This is a genomic window from Streptomyces cupreus, from assembly GCF_014257025.1.
Taxonomy (GTDB): Bacteria; Actinomycetota; Actinomycetes; order Streptomycetales; family Streptomycetaceae; genus Streptomyces; species Streptomyces cupreus.
Genome location: NZ_JACMSF010000080.1, coordinates 12,713 through 28,921 on the forward strand (window position 1 = coordinate 12,713; position 16,209 = coordinate 28,921).

Genomic DNA, 16,209 nt, shown 5'->3' on the forward strand with positions numbered 1-16,209 from the left:
GACCTTGTCGCAACGGCAACGTTTCTACTGGGGCCATGCGAATCGGAGAGCCCGCGGGCGGGATGAAGGTGACGAGGAGGGCGGTGCGGTGGTCGTTCGCGGCCCTGCTGCCGGGAGAGCTCGTGCTCGTTCTGTGCCTGGCCGGGGGAGTGGCCATACCGTCGGCCGCACGGCTGGCCATGGAGCTGGCGGTGCTCGCCGTCATGATCGCGGCGAGCGCCCTGCTCACCCTCGACTACCGGCGCCACCGCCGCGACGGCCTCGACAGGCACCCAGCCCTCCTCGCCGCGCTCGCCGACTCCGTCCCGGCGCCCGTGCGCAAGCTGACCGCGCACGAGGTCTTCCTCTCCACCAGCTTCCTGCGCTGGGTGACCCGCCGCGGCCCGCACGGCGTACGCGACGGCGACCTCGCCGTCCCGTACGCCCCGGGCCAGACGGCGGTCATGTACGGCTTCTTCTTCGTCTGCGTCGTCGAAACCGTGGCCCTGGCCTTCCTGATCCCCTGGCCGGTGGTGCACGCCGTCACCCTGGTCCTCGACATCTGGGGCTGCTACTTCGTCATCGCCCTGCACGCCTCGTGCGTGGTCCGCCCCCATGTGATCGGCCCCGACGGCTCACTGCGCCTGCGCTACGGCGCCCTGCTGGACATCCGTGTCCCGGCCGACCGCATCGCCTCCGTCCGCCAGGACCGCAGGTTCCCGGAGGGCAAGCTGGGAGCCGTGGACGACAACGGAGTCTCCGACCTGGCCGTGGCGGGCCAGACGACGGTCACGGTCGAACTGACCGAGCCCGTCCGCTACGTACGAGCCTGGGGCAAGCCCGCCGAGGCACGGACCTTCCGCTTCTACGCCGAGGACGCGGGCGCCGCGGTGGCCGCGCTGAGGGCGGCCGCAGCGACCGCACGGATGACTGAGCCGCCGTAGCATGATCCGCATGACGGCCGAGGGCGAGGAGCTGGCAGGCGGCTCGGTGAACGCCGGCGCGGTGATCCGGCGGGGCGGGCTGGTCGACCGCCCCGCGCCGCCCAACGCCCGTGCCCTGCACGCCCACTTGCTCGCGCTCGGGAGCCACGGTTTCGACGCGGCCCCGACCCCGGTCGGGCTCACCGACGACGGCCGCGAGCAACTGACCTTCATCCCCGGCGCCGTTGCCCTGCCGCCCTTCCCGGACTGGGCACTGACCGACACCGCCCTGGCATCGGTGGGCCGCCTCCTGCGCCAACTGCACGACGGGAGCGCGGCCGTGGGTGTCGAGGCCGGTGTCGAGTGGCCGGCGGACCTCGCCGATCCGGCCGGCGGCACGATCCTCTGCCACAACGACGTGTGCCCGGACAATGTCGTCTTCCGGGACGGCCGAGCCGCCGCCCTCATCGACTTCGACTTCGCGGCCCCGGGCCGCCCGGTCTGGGACCTCGCCATGACGGCCCGCTACTGGATCCCCATGCTCGACCCGGAATCCGCCGCCGCCCTCTACCCCGCCGAACTCGACGCCCCCGCGCGCCTGCGCCTCCTCGCCGACGCCTACGGCCTACCGCCGTGCGAACGCGCCGAGTTGGCCGAGGTCATCGAGCAGACGACGGAGACCTGCCGGGCCTTCGTCGCCCGCCGGGTCGCCGACGGGAACCCCGTCTACCAGCGCATGCTCGCCGAGCGCGGCGGCTGGGAGCGGTGGGACCGCATCCAGGGCTGGCTGGCAGCCGAGCGCGACGCGTTCACGACCGCTCTGCTGGACTGACCGGCCGAGAATCCCTGCCCACCAGCCGTCGGCTCCGACAACGGTCGCTCAGATACCGCAGGTGGGGGCGGACCAGTAGGGGGAGGGGTCGAGCGCGACGTGGGTGTGGTCGTTGTGGCCGGGGTAGCCCGGGCCGAGGATCTCCGAGAAGCCGTGCGTACGGGCCTGCTGGGCCAGGCGGCACAGGGTCGGGGAGCCGGTCAGGTCGGCGGCGTCGCCGTACAGGTGGCGGCTGGTGGACGAGCCACCGACGGCGCTGTTGCAGGCGTAGGAGCGGAAGCCGCTGGAGACGGTGAGCGGGACATCGCCGAGCGCGTGCCGCATGGCCTCCAGCTTCCACATGGTCTTCAGGGCGTTCGCCTTGGCGGTGGCCGCGGAGACGGCGCCGCCGGACCAGTCGGAGTTGCAGCGGTTGAGCTCGGCGTAGGTGAAGTGGATCGGGGTGCAGTCGGCGTCCTGCAGCGCGTAGAGCTTGCTGAAGGTCGCCGGTCCCGCGACTCCGTCGGCGACGAGCCCGTACGCGGACTGGAACTTCTTGACGGCGGCCGCGGTGCGGGCGCCGTACTGGCCGTCGTAGGAGAGGCGTTCGCCGGAGGTGACCCAGCCCGCGACCCGGATCTGGAGCTGGGTGACATCGCTGCCGGAGGCGCCCTCGGAGAGGGTGCGGCTCCAGGTGTAGCACTCGTCGGCGTGCGCGGTGCCCGCGGTGGCGCTCATGCCCACCACCGCACCGGACGTGATCATGACAAACGCGAGCAGGGAACGTGCCATCCGTCTGAACATCCCGACCTCCGGGTCGTCGACTTCCGGGTACGACAACCGCCCTCACGGCGGCGATCGGTGCCCAGCCTGAGGCCAAGCGCTACGCGCGTCAACGGTGCGGCGGTGGCGGGGTGGTGAACGTCCGCGGGCAGCTGGTCCTGGTGGTCCTCACCGGCAGGCGCGCCGACGAAGTTGCTACGGTCCGATCATGCCGCGACTGGTGGACGTCCCCGGATACCCGCTCTTCTGGACCGCCTCCGCGGTGTCGGCGTTCGGGTCCCAGATCTCGGGGCTTGCCCTGCAGATCCTCACCGTGGTGACACTGAGCGCCTCCGCGACCGAGGTGGGAGTGGTGAACGCCGCCCGCTGGCTGCCGTATCTCCTCTTCGGGCTCGTCGCGGGGGTCCTGGTGGACCGTTGCCGACGTAAGCCCGTGCTGGTCGGCACGGATCTCGCACGGGCGGTCGTGTTGGCCGCGATCCCCCTCCTCTACGCGCTGGACCTGCTCGGCATCGCGACGCTGTGCCTGTGCGTCTTCGCCGTCGGGCTGTTGAGCCTGCTGTTCGAGGCGGCCAGTCTGTCGTACGTGCCGCAGTTGGTCCCCAGGGAACTCCTGAACGCCGGTTACGCGCGGACCGAGCAGGCCAGTGCGGTGGCCGGCTCGACCGGACCTCTGATCGCCGGGGTACTGATCAAGTACCTGGGCGCGCCGCTCGCCGTGCTGCTGGATGCGCTCACCTATCTCGCGTCCGGCCTCCTGCTCATGTCGGTCAACGCCCATGACCCCACCCCCGATCGTGGCAGGCGCCGCAGCCTGGGCAGCGAACTGCGCGAAGGAGTCGCCTGGGTCTACCACCACCGCACCCTGGCGCCCATCGCGCTGACCTCGCACGCGATGCTGCTCTTCAACACCATGGTGAGCACAGTGTTCGTGGTGTTCGCACTGCGCGAGTTGAGGGTCGGCGACTTCGGTCTCGGTGTCACGTACGCGTGCGCGGGGGTCGGGGCGGTGCTCGGCGGGGCGCTGTCCGGGCGGGTCCTTGGACGGTTCGACGTTGGCGTCACGCTGATCGTCTTCCGGGTACTGGCCGCTGTCGGCTGGCTTCCGATTGTCCTTGCGGAGCAGGGGAGTTGGGCGGTACTGGCGGTGTCCATGGCCTTCTTCCTGGTCTCCCTGGCCATCGCGATCGAGAGCCCGGTGGAAATGAGTTATCGGCAGGCGGTCACTCCGGAGGGACTGCGTGGGCGGATGAACGCCACGATTCGGTCGTTCAATTGGGGCATGGTGGCGGTGGGGGCGCCGCTCGGGGGAGTGCTGGCCGATCAGGTCAGCTATCGGTTCGCCTTGTGGGTGGGGTTGTCCGGGGCGGTGCTTCAAGCGGTGGTGCTGGCGATCTCGCGGGTGCGGGAAGCGCGGGGATCGGATATGGAGACTGAGGGGGCTTGAATGGTCGTAGGCCGTGCTCATCGCACAGGGCTGCTCGGGGGAGGCTTCTCCACAGATGACGACGGGGTGCTGGACGACTGGCTGCTGACCCACGCGGGCAAGCGTCGGCCGAAGGTCTGCTTCGTCCCCACGTGGGTGGACCGGCTGCTGCGCGAGGCGTACGACCGCGGAACGCTGCTCTGCGGCATCAGAGCCGGCGCCAACTGCTGGGCCGAGGCCTCACACACGGACTCCTTCGGCCCCCTGACCTGCCTGCCGGACGGGCTGGGTCTGCTGACGGGTTCGGTGTGCCCGCACTACGACAGCGAGCCGGGCCGCCGCGCCGGGTACCGGGAAGCCGTGGCCACAGGCATGCTGCCCGCGGGATGGGCCCTGGAAGACGGGTCGGCGCCCTTTTCACGGACGGGCAGTTCGCGGAGGCGGTGACTCGTAAGGCGACGGCTTGCTTGTACCGGGTCGAGCCCGCGGGGGAGAACGGTGTGGCCGAGCGGGCTCTGGCATGCCGACTGATCGATTAGGCGTCGGCCGGGTGCTTGGAAGGCGCCTGGCCGGGGCGCGTCTGCTGTGCCTCTGACCTGCCCGTACGCGTTGTCCTGACCGGTTGTCAGGGCATTTTCCGGCATTCTCGGGAACGGTCCCACTGGCCCCGACTGCTGCTGGGTGCGTGACGGTCCAGCGAGCGACTCTTCGAACCCGGCTGCACTCGCTGCTGCGAGTTCTGAACTCGCGACCTCTTCGTCCCGAATGAGGATTGGTTAGGGCGTGATCGGCACCTGCCAGTTTGGCATTTTCGCAGGTCAGGGCGTTGGGTTTGGTGGGGCTCGGGTGGTGTGTGGGAGGGCTCGGGGAGCGGGGCGGCTCCCGAACGGCTCCCAACGGCTGGGCTTCCACGGAGTACAGGGTGTCGTTCGTCATCGGAGGGGGCGGTGACCGGTGCGCTGGGACCAGCGGACGGCGATGAGGCCCAGCGCAGCCACAAGGATCACGATGCCGATGATCAGTAGGTAGCCCAGCCCCTCCGCCGCCACTCCGATGATTCCCAGCACGACGGCGACCAGAACGAGAAAGAGCAAGAGGGCCATGACGCGTCCACCTCCCTTGGGTGGCTGAGCGGGCGATCAGCGGCGCGCGAGTTGCCGCTCGCCGCCTGCGCCCGTCTGGTAGGGCATGTCGTAGTGCTGGAAGATCGCTTCCTCTGACTCCGCGGGCAGGATGTCGTCCATGCCGACCGAGGGCGCTTTCTTCACCAGCGTCTTGGTGTAGGAGACCTTGACGTAGTCCGGTCCGAGGGTCGCCTCGTCGAGGGGGACGAAGGCCAGGTGGTGGCGGGTGGGGAGTCCGGTGCGGACCGTGGCCATGGCCGGTTCGTCGGTGGTGGTGTCGACGTAGACCGCTTCGAGTACGCCGATCTTGTGGCCCTTCGGGTCGACGACGCTGCGGTTGCGCCACTCGCGGATATCGGCTGCATGGATCATGGCCTGCCTCCTGAGCCGTTGATCCGGGCCGGTACGAGCCGCCCCCTCGGGCAGTCGCAGCCCGCTGAGCCCGGTAGCCCTTTGTTCTTCCAGGTTATCCGGGAATCTCTGCGTCGCGCCCTCGCGCGGCAAGGGTTCCGAACGTGGTAGTCGACAGGCATGCCGATGAAGCCTTCCGATGCCGCGGACCGTTCATCTCGGTTCGGGCCGCTGCGCCATATGATCAGCCGTTCGCCCGTCGGGCGCGGATGGCGGCGGAGCAGGGAAATTGAGCTGTGGTCGCGCTCGCTGGGCTTTGCCGCGCTGGGGTTTCTCACGCTGGTGCCGCTGCTGATCATTGTCTCCTCTGCCGATCCCGAGCACGGGCGGGGGTTCGCACAGTGGCTGGGGAAAGGGCTTGGCGTGTCGATGGCCTCCACGCGGCAGGTCGAGCAGTTGTTCACCCGGCCCGGCCAGGCCCTGCGGACCACGACCGCGTTCGGTATCGCCGCCCTTGCCGTGTTCGGTCTGAGCTTCGGGGCGGCGGTGCAGACCGGCTATGAGAAGGTCTGGGGCCTGCCGTCGGCCCGCTGGTGGGCGAGATGGCGTCATGTGGTGTGGCTCGGCGTCCTCACCGGATATCTCTACGTCTCCGCCACCACCACGCTGCGGCGTGAACCCCTGGCAGGTGGGGCCGTCGCGTCGCTGAGTGCCGTCCTGTTGCTGTGGTGGTCCCAGCGCCTGCTGCTCGGCGGGAGGATCCGCTGGCGTGCCCTGTTGCCGGGCGCCGTGGCCACCGTGATCGGGCTGATCGGCCTGAGGGTCTTCTCCAGGCTCGTCTTCTCGCCGTTGATCGCATCCAACACCGTCACCTTCGGACCTGTCGGAACTGTCCTGGTCATCCAGTCCTGGCTGGTCGGCGTGGGTGTCGTCGTCTTCGGCGGGGCGCTGGTCGGCCGACTGCTGTACGAGGAACTCCCACGCATGGCACACGCACTGAAACGGCGCAGATGAGATGCGGCCCCCCAACTGGTCATTTCGCTTGGGCCGCGAGTTCGTCATCGCTGCCGGGCCGGGTTCCTCTTCGGATCCGCAGGCCTCTACAAGGTGCGAGGCGGCTCCTGGGTCAACGGCACCGCCCTCCACCACGCTCTGCCCTGACCACGAGGGCTGCTGTGTGCATGCATGCTGCGGTAGCTGCCTCGGTGACGGCTTGCGTGGTGATTCGACGAACTGCTCCTGGATGGCGGCCTACTGTGTCGCGCAGTGCTCGCGGCCTCGGGTGACAGCGGCTGCTCCGTGAGGGAACTGTGCCGCTTGACGCGCTCGCCGAGTCCCTGTTCGGTTGCCCGGACATCGCCGTCGTGACGGGCCGAGGGCACGGGCGCGTCCTTGGCTTTGCCGTCGGCCTGTTTCAGGCTTCCGGAGAGCCGGCCGGTCCCGCGTGTCCACTGGACGGGCTCCCGAGCGTGATCGCCGTACAGGGTCGTTCCCGCGTGGGATGGGCGTGGAGTGGATTACCTGCGGCTGCGGCTGTACCGGCGCCTGCCACGGCTGCCTCCGCGCACTGCGAAGCCGACGATCCAGAGGACCACCAGAAGGAGAAGAATCCAGGGCATGCCGGGCCTCCGGGTAGCGGGGATTTCCTTGATTCCGCGGGGGCCGGGCGAGGCGGGAAGGTGGAGTGCTGCGCCGAATAATCCGGAGTGGCACAGCCCTACGCCGTGCTGCCGTCAATGCCTGGCATCGTCCGTTGTCAACGCAGCGCCGGCCCTGAGGAGTTCTGGGAGCTGGGCAGGAGCCGCCGGGGTGAACGGAGCCTCGGCGGGGGCTTCGGCCGACTCGGTCGGCGGCGTCGGCAGGATGTGGTCCTCCCACCAGGACAGGGCCATCACGGTGGCGAGCAGGACGAAGGGGGTCGAAGCGGGAACGATCAGCGCGTACATGTGTACCGCCTGGTGTGGGATGCGTGCGACGCGCCGGGCGGCAGACCGGAGCCCGCTCGGGGCGCATCGGGGCGCGACCGGGATCGCGTGACGATGGGCGCGTACGGAATGGCCTCGCTCGTGACGCGGCGGGTTCCGGCACCGATGCCGTGCGCCCCCTGGAGAGCGCGCTGGCGGTACGACGCTGCCGGGGGCAGGGGCGGCATGTCGCACGCTAGACCTCGCCGCAGTTCCCGAACAGGTCTCAAGCAGCCATCCATGCCAGGCAGACGCGCTTACGTCGCACGCTATCCGCAACCGTTGGGCAGGACTACGCTGTGGGGTGAGGCCCCAGTCCCCGGTATCGATGCTGTGTCCCGCTCCCGGGGAGGCCCACCGTGTTCGTCCTGCTCCTCATCCTCATCGCGGTCCTGTTCGGCTTCGGCTTCCTCGATCCCATTTGGTGGGTGGCTGCGGCGGTGCTGGTCTATGCCGCCACCCGACGCAGCCGCGATCGTGGCGGCGGCCGGAGCCGCAGCGGCAGTTCCGATCTCGGGGACTACCGGGACTACCAGGAGCGCCGGAATCGCCAGGAACGCTGGGACCGCCGCTACAGCCGTCAGAATCGGGTGCGCTGGCGGCGCGAGGACCGTCGGGAACGCGAACACCGCAGGTGATCCGTGAAGTGGCCGGGGAGCCACGGGTTGCGTTCGGAGGCGGCTGGGGTCCTGGTCGCCGCCTGGGAGGGCAAGTCGCTCCCGGTGCGGATGCAGCGTGCGCTGCGGCGATCACGCGGAGAACCAGGGGGTGACTCACGACCGCCAGGCGTGTCGTTCAGGTAGGGAGAGGTCATGATCCACGCAGCCGACGTCCGAGAATGGCGCAACCGCGATGTCGTCGACACCGAGTCGTACAAGATCGGTGTCCTGGAGGCGGTCTATGTGGACACCACCACCGATGAGCCGGCCATGGCCACGGTACGGACCGGGCTGCCCACCCGGCATCGTCTTGTCTTCGTCCCTCTTGAGGACGCGATCGTCGGGCCGGGCTATCTCAGGGTCGGTTATGTCAGAACGCTGGTGAAGCAGGCCCCCTCGCTCGGCACCGACGATGTGCTGCCCGCCGAGCAGGAGGAAGCGGTCTTCAAGCACTACGGACTGCCCTACAAGCCCGGTGCGGCCGGCGAACGGCAACTGGTGCGCCGCTGATCACCCACGGACGGGATGACTGCCCTGTGAGGTACGGACCATGCACCAAATGACCCCGCCCCGTGAAGAACAGCGGCTGTTGAGGACTGTGCCTTCTGAGGGGGACGCGGCTTTGCTGGCCGAGGTCGTCGAACTGCGCGCCAGGAACGAGCAGTTGGGTCGGGCGCTGGCTAGCCGTGCGGCCATCGACCAGGCACGAGGCATGGTGATGGCCCTGGCCCCGTGTTCCAGCGAGAGGGCCTGGGACCTGCTGGTGGACGTGTCGCAGCACTGCAACGTCAAGCTCCGTGACGTGGCCGCGGCTCTGGTCGCCACGACGAAGGACCGGACGCTCCCGGAACCGATACAGCGGGAGCTTCGCCGAGCACTGAGGCGCCTCCACGCGGCGGACCGGAGATGACGGCGTGCGCACCCAGCGGACGGCAACGGGAGCTGTGAGCTCAACTCTCCGGTGCCTTCGTCCAGGACGGCCGTCGGACGCCTCTGTCGTGTAGCCCGCCTCGTGGATCTCAAACACCGGTCGTGCGGTTCCTCGTCCGTTGTCCGCTCCGCATCGCCTGTAGGCAGCCGCAGTTGCCCCACGGGCGGCGCCGGACCGCCAGGGGGCGGTGTGGGCCGTTCCCTGTTACCGGCGGTGCCCTGAGGACAGGGGTGATGTCGTTTGTCTACATCCACGCAATCGCCTTCGGCGCAGAGCACTAGCGGGCTCCGGCAAGGCAAGGGTCAGGACCCCAGGCCGGTGAGGGGTTCGGAACCGTCGATGAGGGCGCGGGCCACATCGGCCAGGCGCCGGTTGTGGGAGCGGGCGTAGCCGCGCAGCGCGGTGAACGCCTGCTCCATGTCGATGCCCTGGCGTTCGGCGAGCTTCCCCTTGGCCTGTTCGATCAGTACCCGGCTGTTCAGCGCCGTCTGCAGCTGTTCGTTGAGCACCGTGCTGCGCTGAGCGGTGCGCTGTTGCAGCAGGCTGATGGTGGCGACGTCGGCCAGGGCCTGGGCGACGGGTGTGGCGGCTGGGTCGAAGGGGCCGGGGGCGGTGCGGAAGAGGTTCAGGGCGCCGACGATCTCGTCCCGCAAACGCATGGGCAGGGCCTGGACCGCCCCGAACCCGCTGCCCTGGGTCGCCACCGCGAAGCGCGGCCAGCGGGCGGTCACCGTACCGAGGTCGGGGACGATCACCGGTACGCCCGTGCGGAAGCACTCGAGGCAGGGGCCTTCGTCGTTCTGGAGCTGGAAGAGCTCCAGAAGGCGCACCCGTTCGTCGGAGGCGGCCATGACGCGGAGTTTGCCGTCCCGGTCGGCGAGCAGTACCCCGGCGGCGCTCGCGTCGAGCATGCCGACGCAGCGGTCGGTCAGCAGGCGCAGGAAATCGATGAGGTCGAAGTCGGCGACCAGATTGTCGGCCAGCTCGACGAAGGTCTTGGCCAGAAGCTGTTGGTCCATCGTGGGCACCCTCGATTGAGACTAGTCCCTGCCCGAAGAGGCGGGAAGTACGGCACGTTCCTCGGCCGGGACCGAACGTCAGGTTTCCTCCTCGGCCTGATCGGGCTCCGTGTCCGGGGAGAAACGAAGCCGTCGGGCCACCACGTCGGCGGCCACGTCCGCGAGCCGGCGTCCCTGCGCATAGGCGTAGGCGCGGAGCCGCACGAAGGCTTCTTCGATGCCGACTCCGAGCTGAGCCGTGAGCATCCCGCTGGCCTGGTCGATCTCCGCTCGGTATGCGCCCAGGTCCTCAAAGCCGCGGTCCGGCATCGGCCCGTCGGGCGGCGCGCCCGTCTCGTCGATCCTTGTGTCGAGCAGGAGCAGCGTCGCGAGATCGGCGAACGCCAGTGCGTCGGCCAGTTCCTCCGTGTTCAGTACGGTCGGAATGTTGGCGTACAGGTCCAGAACTCCCGGGCTGATCGCTCCCTTCTGCAGGGGGAGCGAGAACACCGCGCGGGCTCCGGCTTCCAGGGCCGCATCGGCGAACACGGTCCAGTGATCCTGAAGTTCAGCGGAGAGCAGATCGGGTGTCAGGACGGCCGAGCCGCGTACAAAGGCGTCCACGCAGGGCCCCTCTCCCAGCGTGAGCTGGAGCTCTTCCAGTTGCTCGCTGATGTCGTCGGTGCTGCACAACGGATGGCTCGCCGCGGTCTTGGACATCGCCGACAGCCCGGCCCCGCCGACCGGCAGCGCGGCCACGGCCGCGGTGCATACGTCCACCACACTCACCCGGGCACCTCGTCGGACCGCCTGCTCGGCCACCAGCATCTGAATGCGGGTCGACCGCCTGTCAGACCCCACTGGGGCCACCGTCTCCGGGCATCATGACAAGGCTCTCCAGTCTCGCCGTGGTGCGTTCCCCGAAGGGAAGTACCAGCGCGCGGAACGTGGTGGCGCCCGCCGGCCGGCGAAGCTCTCCGATGTCCAGCCACCCCCAGGAGTTGAGCGCAGCGAGGGTTGGGTGATCGGCCCGGTCCACCAGGGTGGCGCCGAGCGATGACTGATGGTCGGTCAGCAGCCGCTCCTGCACACGACGGGCGAGTTCCCGGTCCTGGGGGTGCGGCCGGATCAGGATGGCGGCGAACGCGAAGACGTTGCCGGATGTTGTGAGTTGCTCGATGCTGCGCGGCAATGCTCCGTCGAAGCCGAGCCACCAGGAGCCGTCGCCGCCTACCGGGAATCCGAAGGCGCATCCCATCAAGCTGTCCGTCTCGGCGATCACCATGGCGAATCCCGGTCGGCGCATGTCCACGGTGAGACGGTTCAGGAAGTTCTGGCGGCTGGGACGGCGGTATGGATCACCCGGCGGCGTTGCACGGGACTCCACATACAGCCCCGCCAGATCCTCACGCAGGCCATCCACCAGCCAACGGCTCAGCCGACGCAACCGCGCCGGAGCCACGGCGGGCGGCTCGCCGTCCCCCGGCTTCCGTGACTGTCCCCGCCCGGGTTCGGCCGTCATCGCACATCGCCCGAGAGAACAGACGCAAGCGGGACAGACCGGTGCGGCGGGGCCGGACGGGGCGCGGCCGGGGTGTCGCCGACAGGAGGCGGCAGGTGGTCGAACGGAAGGTCGAGAAGCAGGAACCCGCGGCCGGCCAGGTCGAGAATCCGAACCAGCGTCGTCGGCGGATGGTGCAGTCGCAGGGTCCCACCGGCCACGGTGGTCTGCTGCGCAGCGTGGAGGAATGCGTTGAGTCCGCTGCAGTCGCAGAAGGTGACGGGGGTGAGGTCGACGTCGATGGTGCGGATACCGTCCCGCAGGCACCGATCCAGGGACTCGCGCACCAACGGCGCGGATTCGAAGTCGATCTCACCGGACAGGGTGATCAGCGCCTGTTTCCTTTGGTCATGGCGGTAGACGGTGAGCTGTGAGGGCATGACGCCTCGGTTCGGAAGACCATCCGGCAGCGGCACGGTGAGCCGGAGTTCCGGCACCCTGGGTGCACTCCCGGCAGGGAGCGTACTTTCGGCGGAGGCAGAGCCGCGGCCGGTCCGACAGCCTGCGCAGCAGGACAGAGGACCCACCCAGTTCCCTCCAGGGAAGCGCCGGGTGACGGACGAAGAGTCCGCACCCCGCAGCCATCTGTGTTCAGCAACAGCATGCCGCCGGGGTCTGGGACGTCTACACAACAGAGTAGTCCTCGCGTCGTGTGACGTACGGTCCGAAGCAGCCCAATCCCAGGATATGGACAGTGGGTTGTGCGGTTGTCGGCTCACTCCAGGAGCACGAGGTGGTCGGCGGCGCCCCCTCGCCATTCGATCAGGAAGAGGGTCGCGTCGTCGGTGGTGCGGCCGCCCCGTTGCTGCTTCAGGGCGTGGGAGAGTGAGCGCACCACCGCTCGTACTCCCTTCTCTGTGTGTTCGATGCGGTTGACCCAGTGGATGAGTTGTTCTTCGCCGAATTGTTCTTCGCCGGCTTCGTGCTCCTCGATCAGGCCGTCGGTGAAGCACAGCACTCGGTCGCCGCGTTGGAGCCTCTGCCGGCTGATCCGGGGCTCTTCACCGCCGAAGCCGACGGGCAAGGTGGTCGGGCCTCCCAGTTGCCGGACGACCTTGTGGTCACGGATCAGCAGCGGTGCGGGGTGGCCCGCGTTGACCCACTGCAGGTGGCCCGTCGTGATGTTCAGACGCATCATCTGGGCGGTGACGAAGTGGTCGGGCCCGAACTGCTCGGCGATGGCCCGGTCCATGAACGTATAGATCTCGGACAGGCCGATGTCGGCACGTCTGGCGTGCCGGTAGGCCCCGACGGCGACGGTCGCCATCGTGGCGGCGTCCAGGCCGTGGCCCATCGCATCGACCATGGCCACGTGCAGGATGTCCTCGTTGAGGGCGTAGTCGAAGCTGTCGCCTGCGACGTCGTAGGCGGGCTCCAGGATTCCGGCCACCGCGACCTGCGGGACGGACATCGCCAGCGGCGGCAGCAGGGACCACTGGATCTCCGCGGCCACGCTCATCGGTTCGCGGCGCCGCGCGAGGAAGAACTGATCGGTGTAGCTGTGCTTGGTGACCAGCATGTCGGCGACCAGGCCGGCGAGCCTGCGCAGCAGCCGCCGGTCGTCGTCATCGACGGTGTCCAGGGTGAGGGCCATCACACCCACCTGGTCGCTGCCGTCCAGCAACGGCAGGTACATCCGGACGCCGTCGGACTGCGGCACCTCGACAGTGGTCGCGTGCAGAAAGGCTGTGCCGGCGGGAGAGTCACCGATCGGCTCGGGCTCGCCGACCATCAGCAGCCGACCCGGCAACGGCACCAACACCAGCTGGCCGTAGTCCTGCAGCAGGATCGAGACGTCGCGGCCACCGACCCTGGCCACCTCTTCCGCGATCAGCGGGGCGATCAGCTGCGGCGGCATCTCGTGTGCCCTGTCCAGCAGCACCCCCAGCAGCCGCTCACCGAACCCTTCCGACCGGTCCAGCACGCCCTCGTCGGGTCGGCGCTCACCTTCCGCCATAACCGCACTCCCGCACCGGCGTCGTCGAAGCTTCGGCCGCCGTGTCCATGCTCACCTCGTACCGCGAGTCCAGCGCCCGCACCGACACGCGCGGTCCGTCCTGCGGTCACGGCGGATGCGCTCGACCCGCTCACGTGATCTGTACACATGGGCTCCTGACACGACCGCGATCAACCCGCACAGAGTGACGCGGCGGGCCGCGCCGAACAGCCCATTACGCCAGACGCGGCATGTCACACACGGTCGGAACAGATGGCTCTCCGTCCCGTATGCACCACATCTCTCCCGGAGCGGTCACAGGAGCAGAAGATCGGAGCCGCTGTCCGTGAGGAGCCGTGCGGTCTGCGGGGACGGGTGGTGCAGCCGCAGAGACGCGTGGGTCTCGGCGGCGTGCCGCGACGCATCGAGGAAGACGCTCAGGCCGTTGCTGTCGCAGAGGCCGACGGTGGTCAGGTCGACGTCGATGGTGGTGATGCCGTCACTCAGGCACCGCTCCAGAGCGGCGCGCACCTGGGGCGCGGTGGCCGGGCCGATCTCACCGGCCAGGGTGATCAGTGCTCGCCTGCCCCGGTCGTGCCGGTAGATGTTCAGCTGCGGAAGAGTCATGACGCCTCGGTTCATGAGACCCGGCCCGCTCCTCGCACAGTCATAGGCCCGGCGACGTACGGCTGCGGCGGCGGCGCGGCGGGAACCGGCCGCGGCCCCCGTCGCGGTGGTCCCGCCGTTCGCCGGTGGTCGGCGACTCGGACCGGTCCGGTCCCACCGGGGGCTGTGGGGTGCCGCGGCCGCGGCGGCTGGGCAGGGGGGCGCTGTACCGGTGCACGGCGATTCTGTCGGCGTGCTGGATGTTGAGCCGGTGGATCACGTATGCCGCAGCCGCGATGAGGACGACGAAGGCGGCGGCCGTCAGGAAGGCGTTCATGGTGGCCACCTCACATACCGATGATCAGACGACTGGGCCGGCCGGGCGGACCAGTCTGTTCCGGAACCGCCGCGGCCACCGCGGAGACGCCGCTCTCGTACTCCCATGCCTCGTCCGGGTCCAGTGGCTCGTCGGTCGCAGAGACGCCGTGCCGGGCCTCGTCCGCGGCGATGAGCGCGCTCGCAGTCAGTGGCGGGCCGTCGTAGTCGGACGCGGCAGCCATCAGCCGGGCCGCCGACTCCGCCCCGGTCTCGGGCGGGATGACCAGCAGGTCCCAACGGCCGGTGCCGTAGGAGAGCAGCAGCAGCTTGTGCGGGTCGATTTCCGGGGTGAACCAGCCGACCTTGACGATGTGGCCGTCCACGGGAACCTTGTGGGGGATGACCGGCCAGTGCTCCGGGTTGACGGCGATGCGGGTGATGCGGCCCCACAAGGGGTCCAACACGTCGGTCAGCGCGGGCAGTTCACTCAGCAGATCCCGGGAGCGGGGCCACCAGGCACCGTCCAGGAGTCCACGGGAGGTGCCGTCGGTCTTCAGGGCGAGACGCGCGGCCGGGGCTGCGACGGGCTCGGGTTGCGGCAGTGGTGGAAGCAAGGTCGCCGACATGATGCGGACCCGTCTCCGGGCCGCCTCTGCGGCGGCCCGGGTTTCATCTTTCGCCAAGAACGACCCGGCATGGTAGCCGGTGTGCGAAATGCCCTCGGTACTGTCCACACTACTCCGCGCTCCGCCGCGGCGCGGAGTAGTGGCCGCCTAGATGTGGAGCAGTCGCTGGGTGATCTCCCGATACTGCCTCAGCGCGAGCCGCAGTCCGTCGGACTGTGCCTCCGGGTCCCGGTCCTGCCAGCCGGCGCGAAGGAGACGCCGCCGTTCCGCGAGGGCGATCACGAGCTGGGCGGTGGCTTCGTCGTAGGCGCTCTCGGCCTCTTCCAGCGCCTCGCGCGGAGTGTCGGCGAAGGTGTTGAGGGCGTGCCGGAGGGACTGGACGATCTTGTCCTGTTCGTCCGTCGGGAGCAGCGGCTCCGGTCCTGGGGTACGGCGCTCGGCGGGGCCCCGGGTCCGGTCCGCGGGCTGCTGGGCGCGATTCTGGTCGTACATCATCGGGGGTCGCTTCCGTTCCGCCTGAAGGCGCCCTTGGCCTTCTCCGCGGCCTGTTTCAGGCTTCCGGAGACCCGGTCGGTCCTGCCTCGGCGCTGCAGTCGCCTGTTGCGGGTGACCCGGCCGAGCTCTTCCGTGATCCTGCCCTTCATCGTCTGCGCCTGGTTCCTGATGGTCCGTGAAACGGCCATGGCCGGCCTCACTGTTGTCCGGTAGGTGGGTTCCCGCGGGGTCTGGGCGAGGCGGGAAGGCGGAATGCTCGCCGTGTGTTCCGGGGTGGCATGGCCCTGCACCGTGCTGCCAGTCAACGTCCGGCCACGGTCCGTGTCAACGCGATGCCACGCGATCCGGCCGCCTCGTCTCGGAGCGTGCGGGAGTACGGTGGAGAAAGCGAGGCGCTTCGTAGCCGGTGTCCGGCCCCCTCCTCGCGACTCCCATCACATGGGCAGCCCGTGACCCCGGCCGCGCCATCCGCATCCAGGCCGAGGAGCCACGTATGCCACTCAGTCCGAACACCTCCACGACGGTCACACCGTCGCGCCCCGCCCCGCCGCCCCAGGGCTACGACGGGACGTCCCCCTTCCCGCCGGACGGCCCGGCGCCCGCGCGCGACGGCGGTGAGCGGCTGTATGTCACGGTGACGGCGGTGATCGTCGTTCTGCCGTTCGTGGCGATCGGCCTGGCCGGATGGCTGATGTGGGGGAATCTCATCCATCCCGCG

The 16,209-nt window shown here is 69.4% G+C and carries 20 protein-coding genes and 2 pseudogenes; 9 read left to right on the forward strand and 13 right to left on the reverse strand.

All coding sequences use genetic code 11. From position 1 onward, the window contains the following. Window positions 1-35: 35 nt before the first annotated feature. Both H4N64_RS39590 and H4N64_RS39595 read left to right on the forward strand, forming a co-directional pair. Window positions 36-923: a hypothetical protein gene (locus H4N64_RS39590; RefSeq protein ID WP_186287464.1), complete on the forward strand. Its 888-nt coding sequence runs from the start codon at window positions 36-38 to the stop codon at window positions 921-923. A gap of 1 nt (window position 924) precedes the next feature. Next, window positions 925-1,734 (forward strand): phosphotransferase, encoded by an 810-nt coding sequence (locus H4N64_RS39595; protein ID WP_186287465.1) that lies wholly within the window; start codon window positions 925-927, stop codon window positions 1,732-1,734. Between the two features lie 48 nt (window positions 1,735-1,782). Here the strand turns inward: H4N64_RS39595 and H4N64_RS39600 are convergent, their stop codons facing one another. Then, window positions 1,783-2,517 carry a D-Ala-D-Ala carboxypeptidase family metallohydrolase gene (locus H4N64_RS39600; protein ID WP_186287466.1) on the reverse strand — a complete coding sequence of 245 codons (735 nt, stop codon included), beginning with the start codon at window positions 2,515-2,517 and terminating at the stop codon, window positions 1,783-1,785. A gap of 187 nt (window positions 2,518-2,704) precedes the next feature. On the opposite strand from H4N64_RS39600, the gene H4N64_RS39605 reads away from it, so the two are divergent. Both H4N64_RS39605 and H4N64_RS39610 read left to right on the forward strand, forming a co-directional pair. Next, the gene (locus H4N64_RS39605; RefSeq protein WP_186287467.1) at window positions 2,705-3,943 is read left to right on the forward strand and encodes an MFS transporter; all 1,239 of its coding nucleotides are present in this window, start codon (window positions 2,705-2,707) and stop codon (window positions 3,941-3,943) included. After that, window positions 3,944-4,461 (forward strand): annotated as a pseudogene (locus tag H4N64_RS39610) (Type 1 glutamine amidotransferase-like domain-containing protein). 393 nt (window positions 4,462-4,854) lie between these two features. On the opposite strand, the gene H4N64_RS39615 reads toward H4N64_RS39610, so the two are convergent. Then, window positions 4,855-5,025 carry a hypothetical protein gene (locus H4N64_RS39615; RefSeq protein WP_164904791.1) on the reverse strand — a complete coding sequence of 57 codons (171 nt, stop codon included), beginning with the start codon at window positions 5,023-5,025 and terminating at the stop codon, window positions 4,855-4,857. Window positions 5,026-5,061: 36 nt separating this feature from the next. Then, window positions 5,062-5,418: a PRC-barrel domain-containing protein gene (locus H4N64_RS39620; protein ID WP_186287468.1), complete on the reverse strand. Its 357-nt coding sequence runs from the start codon at window positions 5,416-5,418 to the stop codon at window positions 5,062-5,064. Between the two features lie 159 nt (window positions 5,419-5,577). On the opposite strand from H4N64_RS39620, the gene H4N64_RS39625 reads away from it, so the two are divergent. After that, window positions 5,578-6,411, forward strand: a complete 834-nt coding sequence (locus tag H4N64_RS39625; RefSeq protein WP_186287469.1) for a ribonuclease BN — start codon at window positions 5,578-5,580, stop codon at window positions 6,409-6,411. Window positions 6,412-7,130: 719 nt separating this feature from the next. Here H4N64_RS39625 and H4N64_RS39630 read toward each other — a convergent pair. Beyond that, window positions 7,131-7,343 (reverse strand): hypothetical protein, encoded by a 213-nt coding sequence (locus tag H4N64_RS39630; RefSeq protein WP_186287470.1) that lies wholly within the window; start codon window positions 7,341-7,343, stop codon window positions 7,131-7,133. Window positions 7,344-7,720: 377 nt separating this feature from the next. Between H4N64_RS39630 and H4N64_RS39635 the strand changes: the two genes are divergently transcribed. From H4N64_RS39635 to H4N64_RS39645, 3 genes are all read left to right on the forward strand, one after another. After that, window positions 7,721-7,999 (forward strand): hypothetical protein, encoded by a 279-nt coding sequence (locus H4N64_RS39635; RefSeq protein ID WP_186287471.1) that lies wholly within the window; start codon window positions 7,721-7,723, stop codon window positions 7,997-7,999. A 174-nt stretch (window positions 8,000-8,173) separates the two neighbouring features. Beyond that, on the forward strand, window positions 8,174-8,530 hold the full coding sequence (locus tag H4N64_RS39640) for a PRC-barrel domain-containing protein (RefSeq protein WP_186287472.1): 357 nt from the start codon (window positions 8,174-8,176) through the stop codon (window positions 8,528-8,530). A 49-nt stretch (window positions 8,531-8,579) separates the two neighbouring features. Next, a complete protein-coding gene (locus tag H4N64_RS39645) occupies window positions 8,580-8,930 on the forward strand; it encodes an ANTAR domain-containing protein (protein ID WP_260860248.1) in 351 nt (116 codons plus the stop codon). A gap of 323 nt (window positions 8,931-9,253) precedes the next feature. Here the strand turns inward: H4N64_RS39645 and H4N64_RS39650 are convergent, their stop codons facing one another. From H4N64_RS39650 to H4N64_RS39690, 9 genes are all read right to left on the reverse strand, one after another. After that, window positions 9,254-9,970, reverse strand: a complete 717-nt coding sequence (locus H4N64_RS39650) for a GAF and ANTAR domain-containing protein (protein WP_186287474.1) — start codon at window positions 9,968-9,970, stop codon at window positions 9,254-9,256. A 78-nt stretch (window positions 9,971-10,048) separates the two neighbouring features. Further along, window positions 10,049-10,708: an ANTAR domain-containing protein gene (locus tag H4N64_RS39655; RefSeq protein WP_336246928.1), complete on the reverse strand. Its 660-nt coding sequence runs from the start codon at window positions 10,706-10,708 to the stop codon at window positions 10,049-10,051. Window positions 10,709-10,799: 91 nt separating this feature from the next. Then, on the reverse strand, window positions 10,800-11,411 hold the full coding sequence (locus H4N64_RS39660) for a hypothetical protein (protein WP_336246930.1): 612 nt from the start codon (window positions 11,409-11,411) through the stop codon (window positions 10,800-10,802). Between the two features lie 56 nt (window positions 11,412-11,467). Further along, a complete protein-coding gene (locus tag H4N64_RS39665; protein WP_186287476.1) occupies window positions 11,468-11,890 on the reverse strand; it encodes an STAS domain-containing protein in 423 nt (140 codons plus the stop codon). A gap of 335 nt (window positions 11,891-12,225) precedes the next feature. After that, the gene (locus tag H4N64_RS39670) at window positions 12,226-13,467 is read right to left on the reverse strand and encodes a PP2C family protein-serine/threonine phosphatase (RefSeq protein WP_186287477.1); all 1,242 of its coding nucleotides are present in this window, start codon (window positions 13,465-13,467) and stop codon (window positions 12,226-12,228) included. A gap of 294 nt (window positions 13,468-13,761) precedes the next feature. Continuing rightward, window positions 13,762-14,073 (reverse strand): STAS domain-containing protein, encoded by a 312-nt coding sequence (locus H4N64_RS39675; protein ID WP_186287478.1) that lies wholly within the window; start codon window positions 14,071-14,073, stop codon window positions 13,762-13,764. A 40-nt stretch (window positions 14,074-14,113) separates the two neighbouring features. Beyond that, entirely contained in the window at window positions 14,114-14,389 is a 276-nt protein-coding gene (locus H4N64_RS39680; protein ID WP_186287479.1) for a hypothetical protein, read from the reverse strand. A gap of 10 nt (window positions 14,390-14,399) precedes the next feature. Beyond that, window positions 14,400-15,104: a DUF5994 family protein gene (locus H4N64_RS39685; RefSeq protein WP_186287480.1), complete on the reverse strand. Its 705-nt coding sequence runs from the start codon at window positions 15,102-15,104 to the stop codon at window positions 14,400-14,402. 39 nt (window positions 15,105-15,143) lie between these two features. Next, a complete protein-coding gene (locus H4N64_RS39690) occupies window positions 15,144-15,491 on the reverse strand; it encodes a hypothetical protein (protein ID WP_186287481.1) in 348 nt (115 codons plus the stop codon). A 493-nt stretch (window positions 15,492-15,984) separates the two neighbouring features. On the opposite strand from H4N64_RS39690, the pseudogene H4N64_RS39695 reads away from it, so the two are divergent. Beyond that, a pseudogene (locus tag H4N64_RS39695) lies at window positions 15,985-16,209 on the forward strand (acyl-CoA desaturase); the annotation flags it as partial.

What these genes read in the sequence shown, in the direction of transcription:
- H4N64_RS39590 (WP_186287464.1), top strand. Translation starts at nt 36, where the DNA reads ATGCGAATCGGAGAGCCCGCGGGCGGGATGAAGGTGACGAGGAGGGCG.
- H4N64_RS39595 (WP_186287465.1), top strand. Translation starts at nt 925, where the DNA reads ATGATCCGCATGACGGCCGAGGGCGAGGAGCTGGCAGGCGGCTCGGTG.
- H4N64_RS39600 (WP_186287466.1), bottom strand. Translation starts at nt 2,517, where the DNA reads ATGTTCAGACGGATGGCACGTTCCCTGCTCGCGTTTGTCATGATCACG.
- H4N64_RS39605 (WP_186287467.1), top strand. Translation starts at nt 2,705, where the DNA reads ATGCCGCGACTGGTGGACGTCCCCGGATACCCGCTCTTCTGGACCGCC.
- H4N64_RS39615 (WP_164904791.1), bottom strand. Translation starts at nt 5,025, where the DNA reads ATGGCCCTCTTGCTCTTTCTCGTTCTGGTCGCCGTCGTGCTGGGAATC.
- H4N64_RS39620 (WP_186287468.1), bottom strand. Translation starts at nt 5,418, where the DNA reads ATGATCCATGCAGCCGATATCCGCGAGTGGCGCAACCGCAGCGTCGTC.
- H4N64_RS39625 (WP_186287469.1), top strand. Translation starts at nt 5,578, where the DNA reads ATGCCGATGAAGCCTTCCGATGCCGCGGACCGTTCATCTCGGTTCGGG.
- H4N64_RS39630 (WP_186287470.1), bottom strand. Translation starts at nt 7,343, where the DNA reads ATGTACGCGCTGATCGTTCCCGCTTCGACCCCCTTCGTCCTGCTCGCC.
- H4N64_RS39640 (WP_186287472.1), top strand. Translation starts at nt 8,174, where the DNA reads ATGATCCACGCAGCCGACGTCCGAGAATGGCGCAACCGCGATGTCGTC.
- H4N64_RS39645 (WP_260860248.1), top strand. Translation starts at nt 8,580, where the DNA reads ATGACCCCGCCCCGTGAAGAACAGCGGCTGTTGAGGACTGTGCCTTCT.
- H4N64_RS39650 (WP_186287474.1), bottom strand. Translation starts at nt 9,970, where the DNA reads ATGGACCAACAGCTTCTGGCCAAGACCTTCGTCGAGCTGGCCGACAAT.
- H4N64_RS39665 (WP_186287476.1), bottom strand. Translation starts at nt 11,890, where the DNA reads ATGCCCTCACAGCTCACCGTCTACCGCCATGACCAAAGGAAACAGGCG.
- H4N64_RS39670 (WP_186287477.1), bottom strand. Translation starts at nt 13,467, where the DNA reads ATGGCGGAAGGTGAGCGCCGACCCGACGAGGGCGTGCTGGACCGGTCG.
- H4N64_RS39675 (WP_186287478.1), bottom strand. Translation starts at nt 14,073, where the DNA reads ATGACTCTTCCGCAGCTGAACATCTACCGGCACGACCGGGGCAGGCGA.
- H4N64_RS39680 (WP_186287479.1), bottom strand. Translation starts at nt 14,389, where the DNA reads ATGAACGCCTTCCTGACGGCCGCCGCCTTCGTCGTCCTCATCGCGGCT.
- H4N64_RS39690 (WP_186287481.1), bottom strand. Translation starts at nt 15,491, where the DNA reads ATGATGTACGACCAGAATCGCGCCCAGCAGCCCGCGGACCGGACCCGG.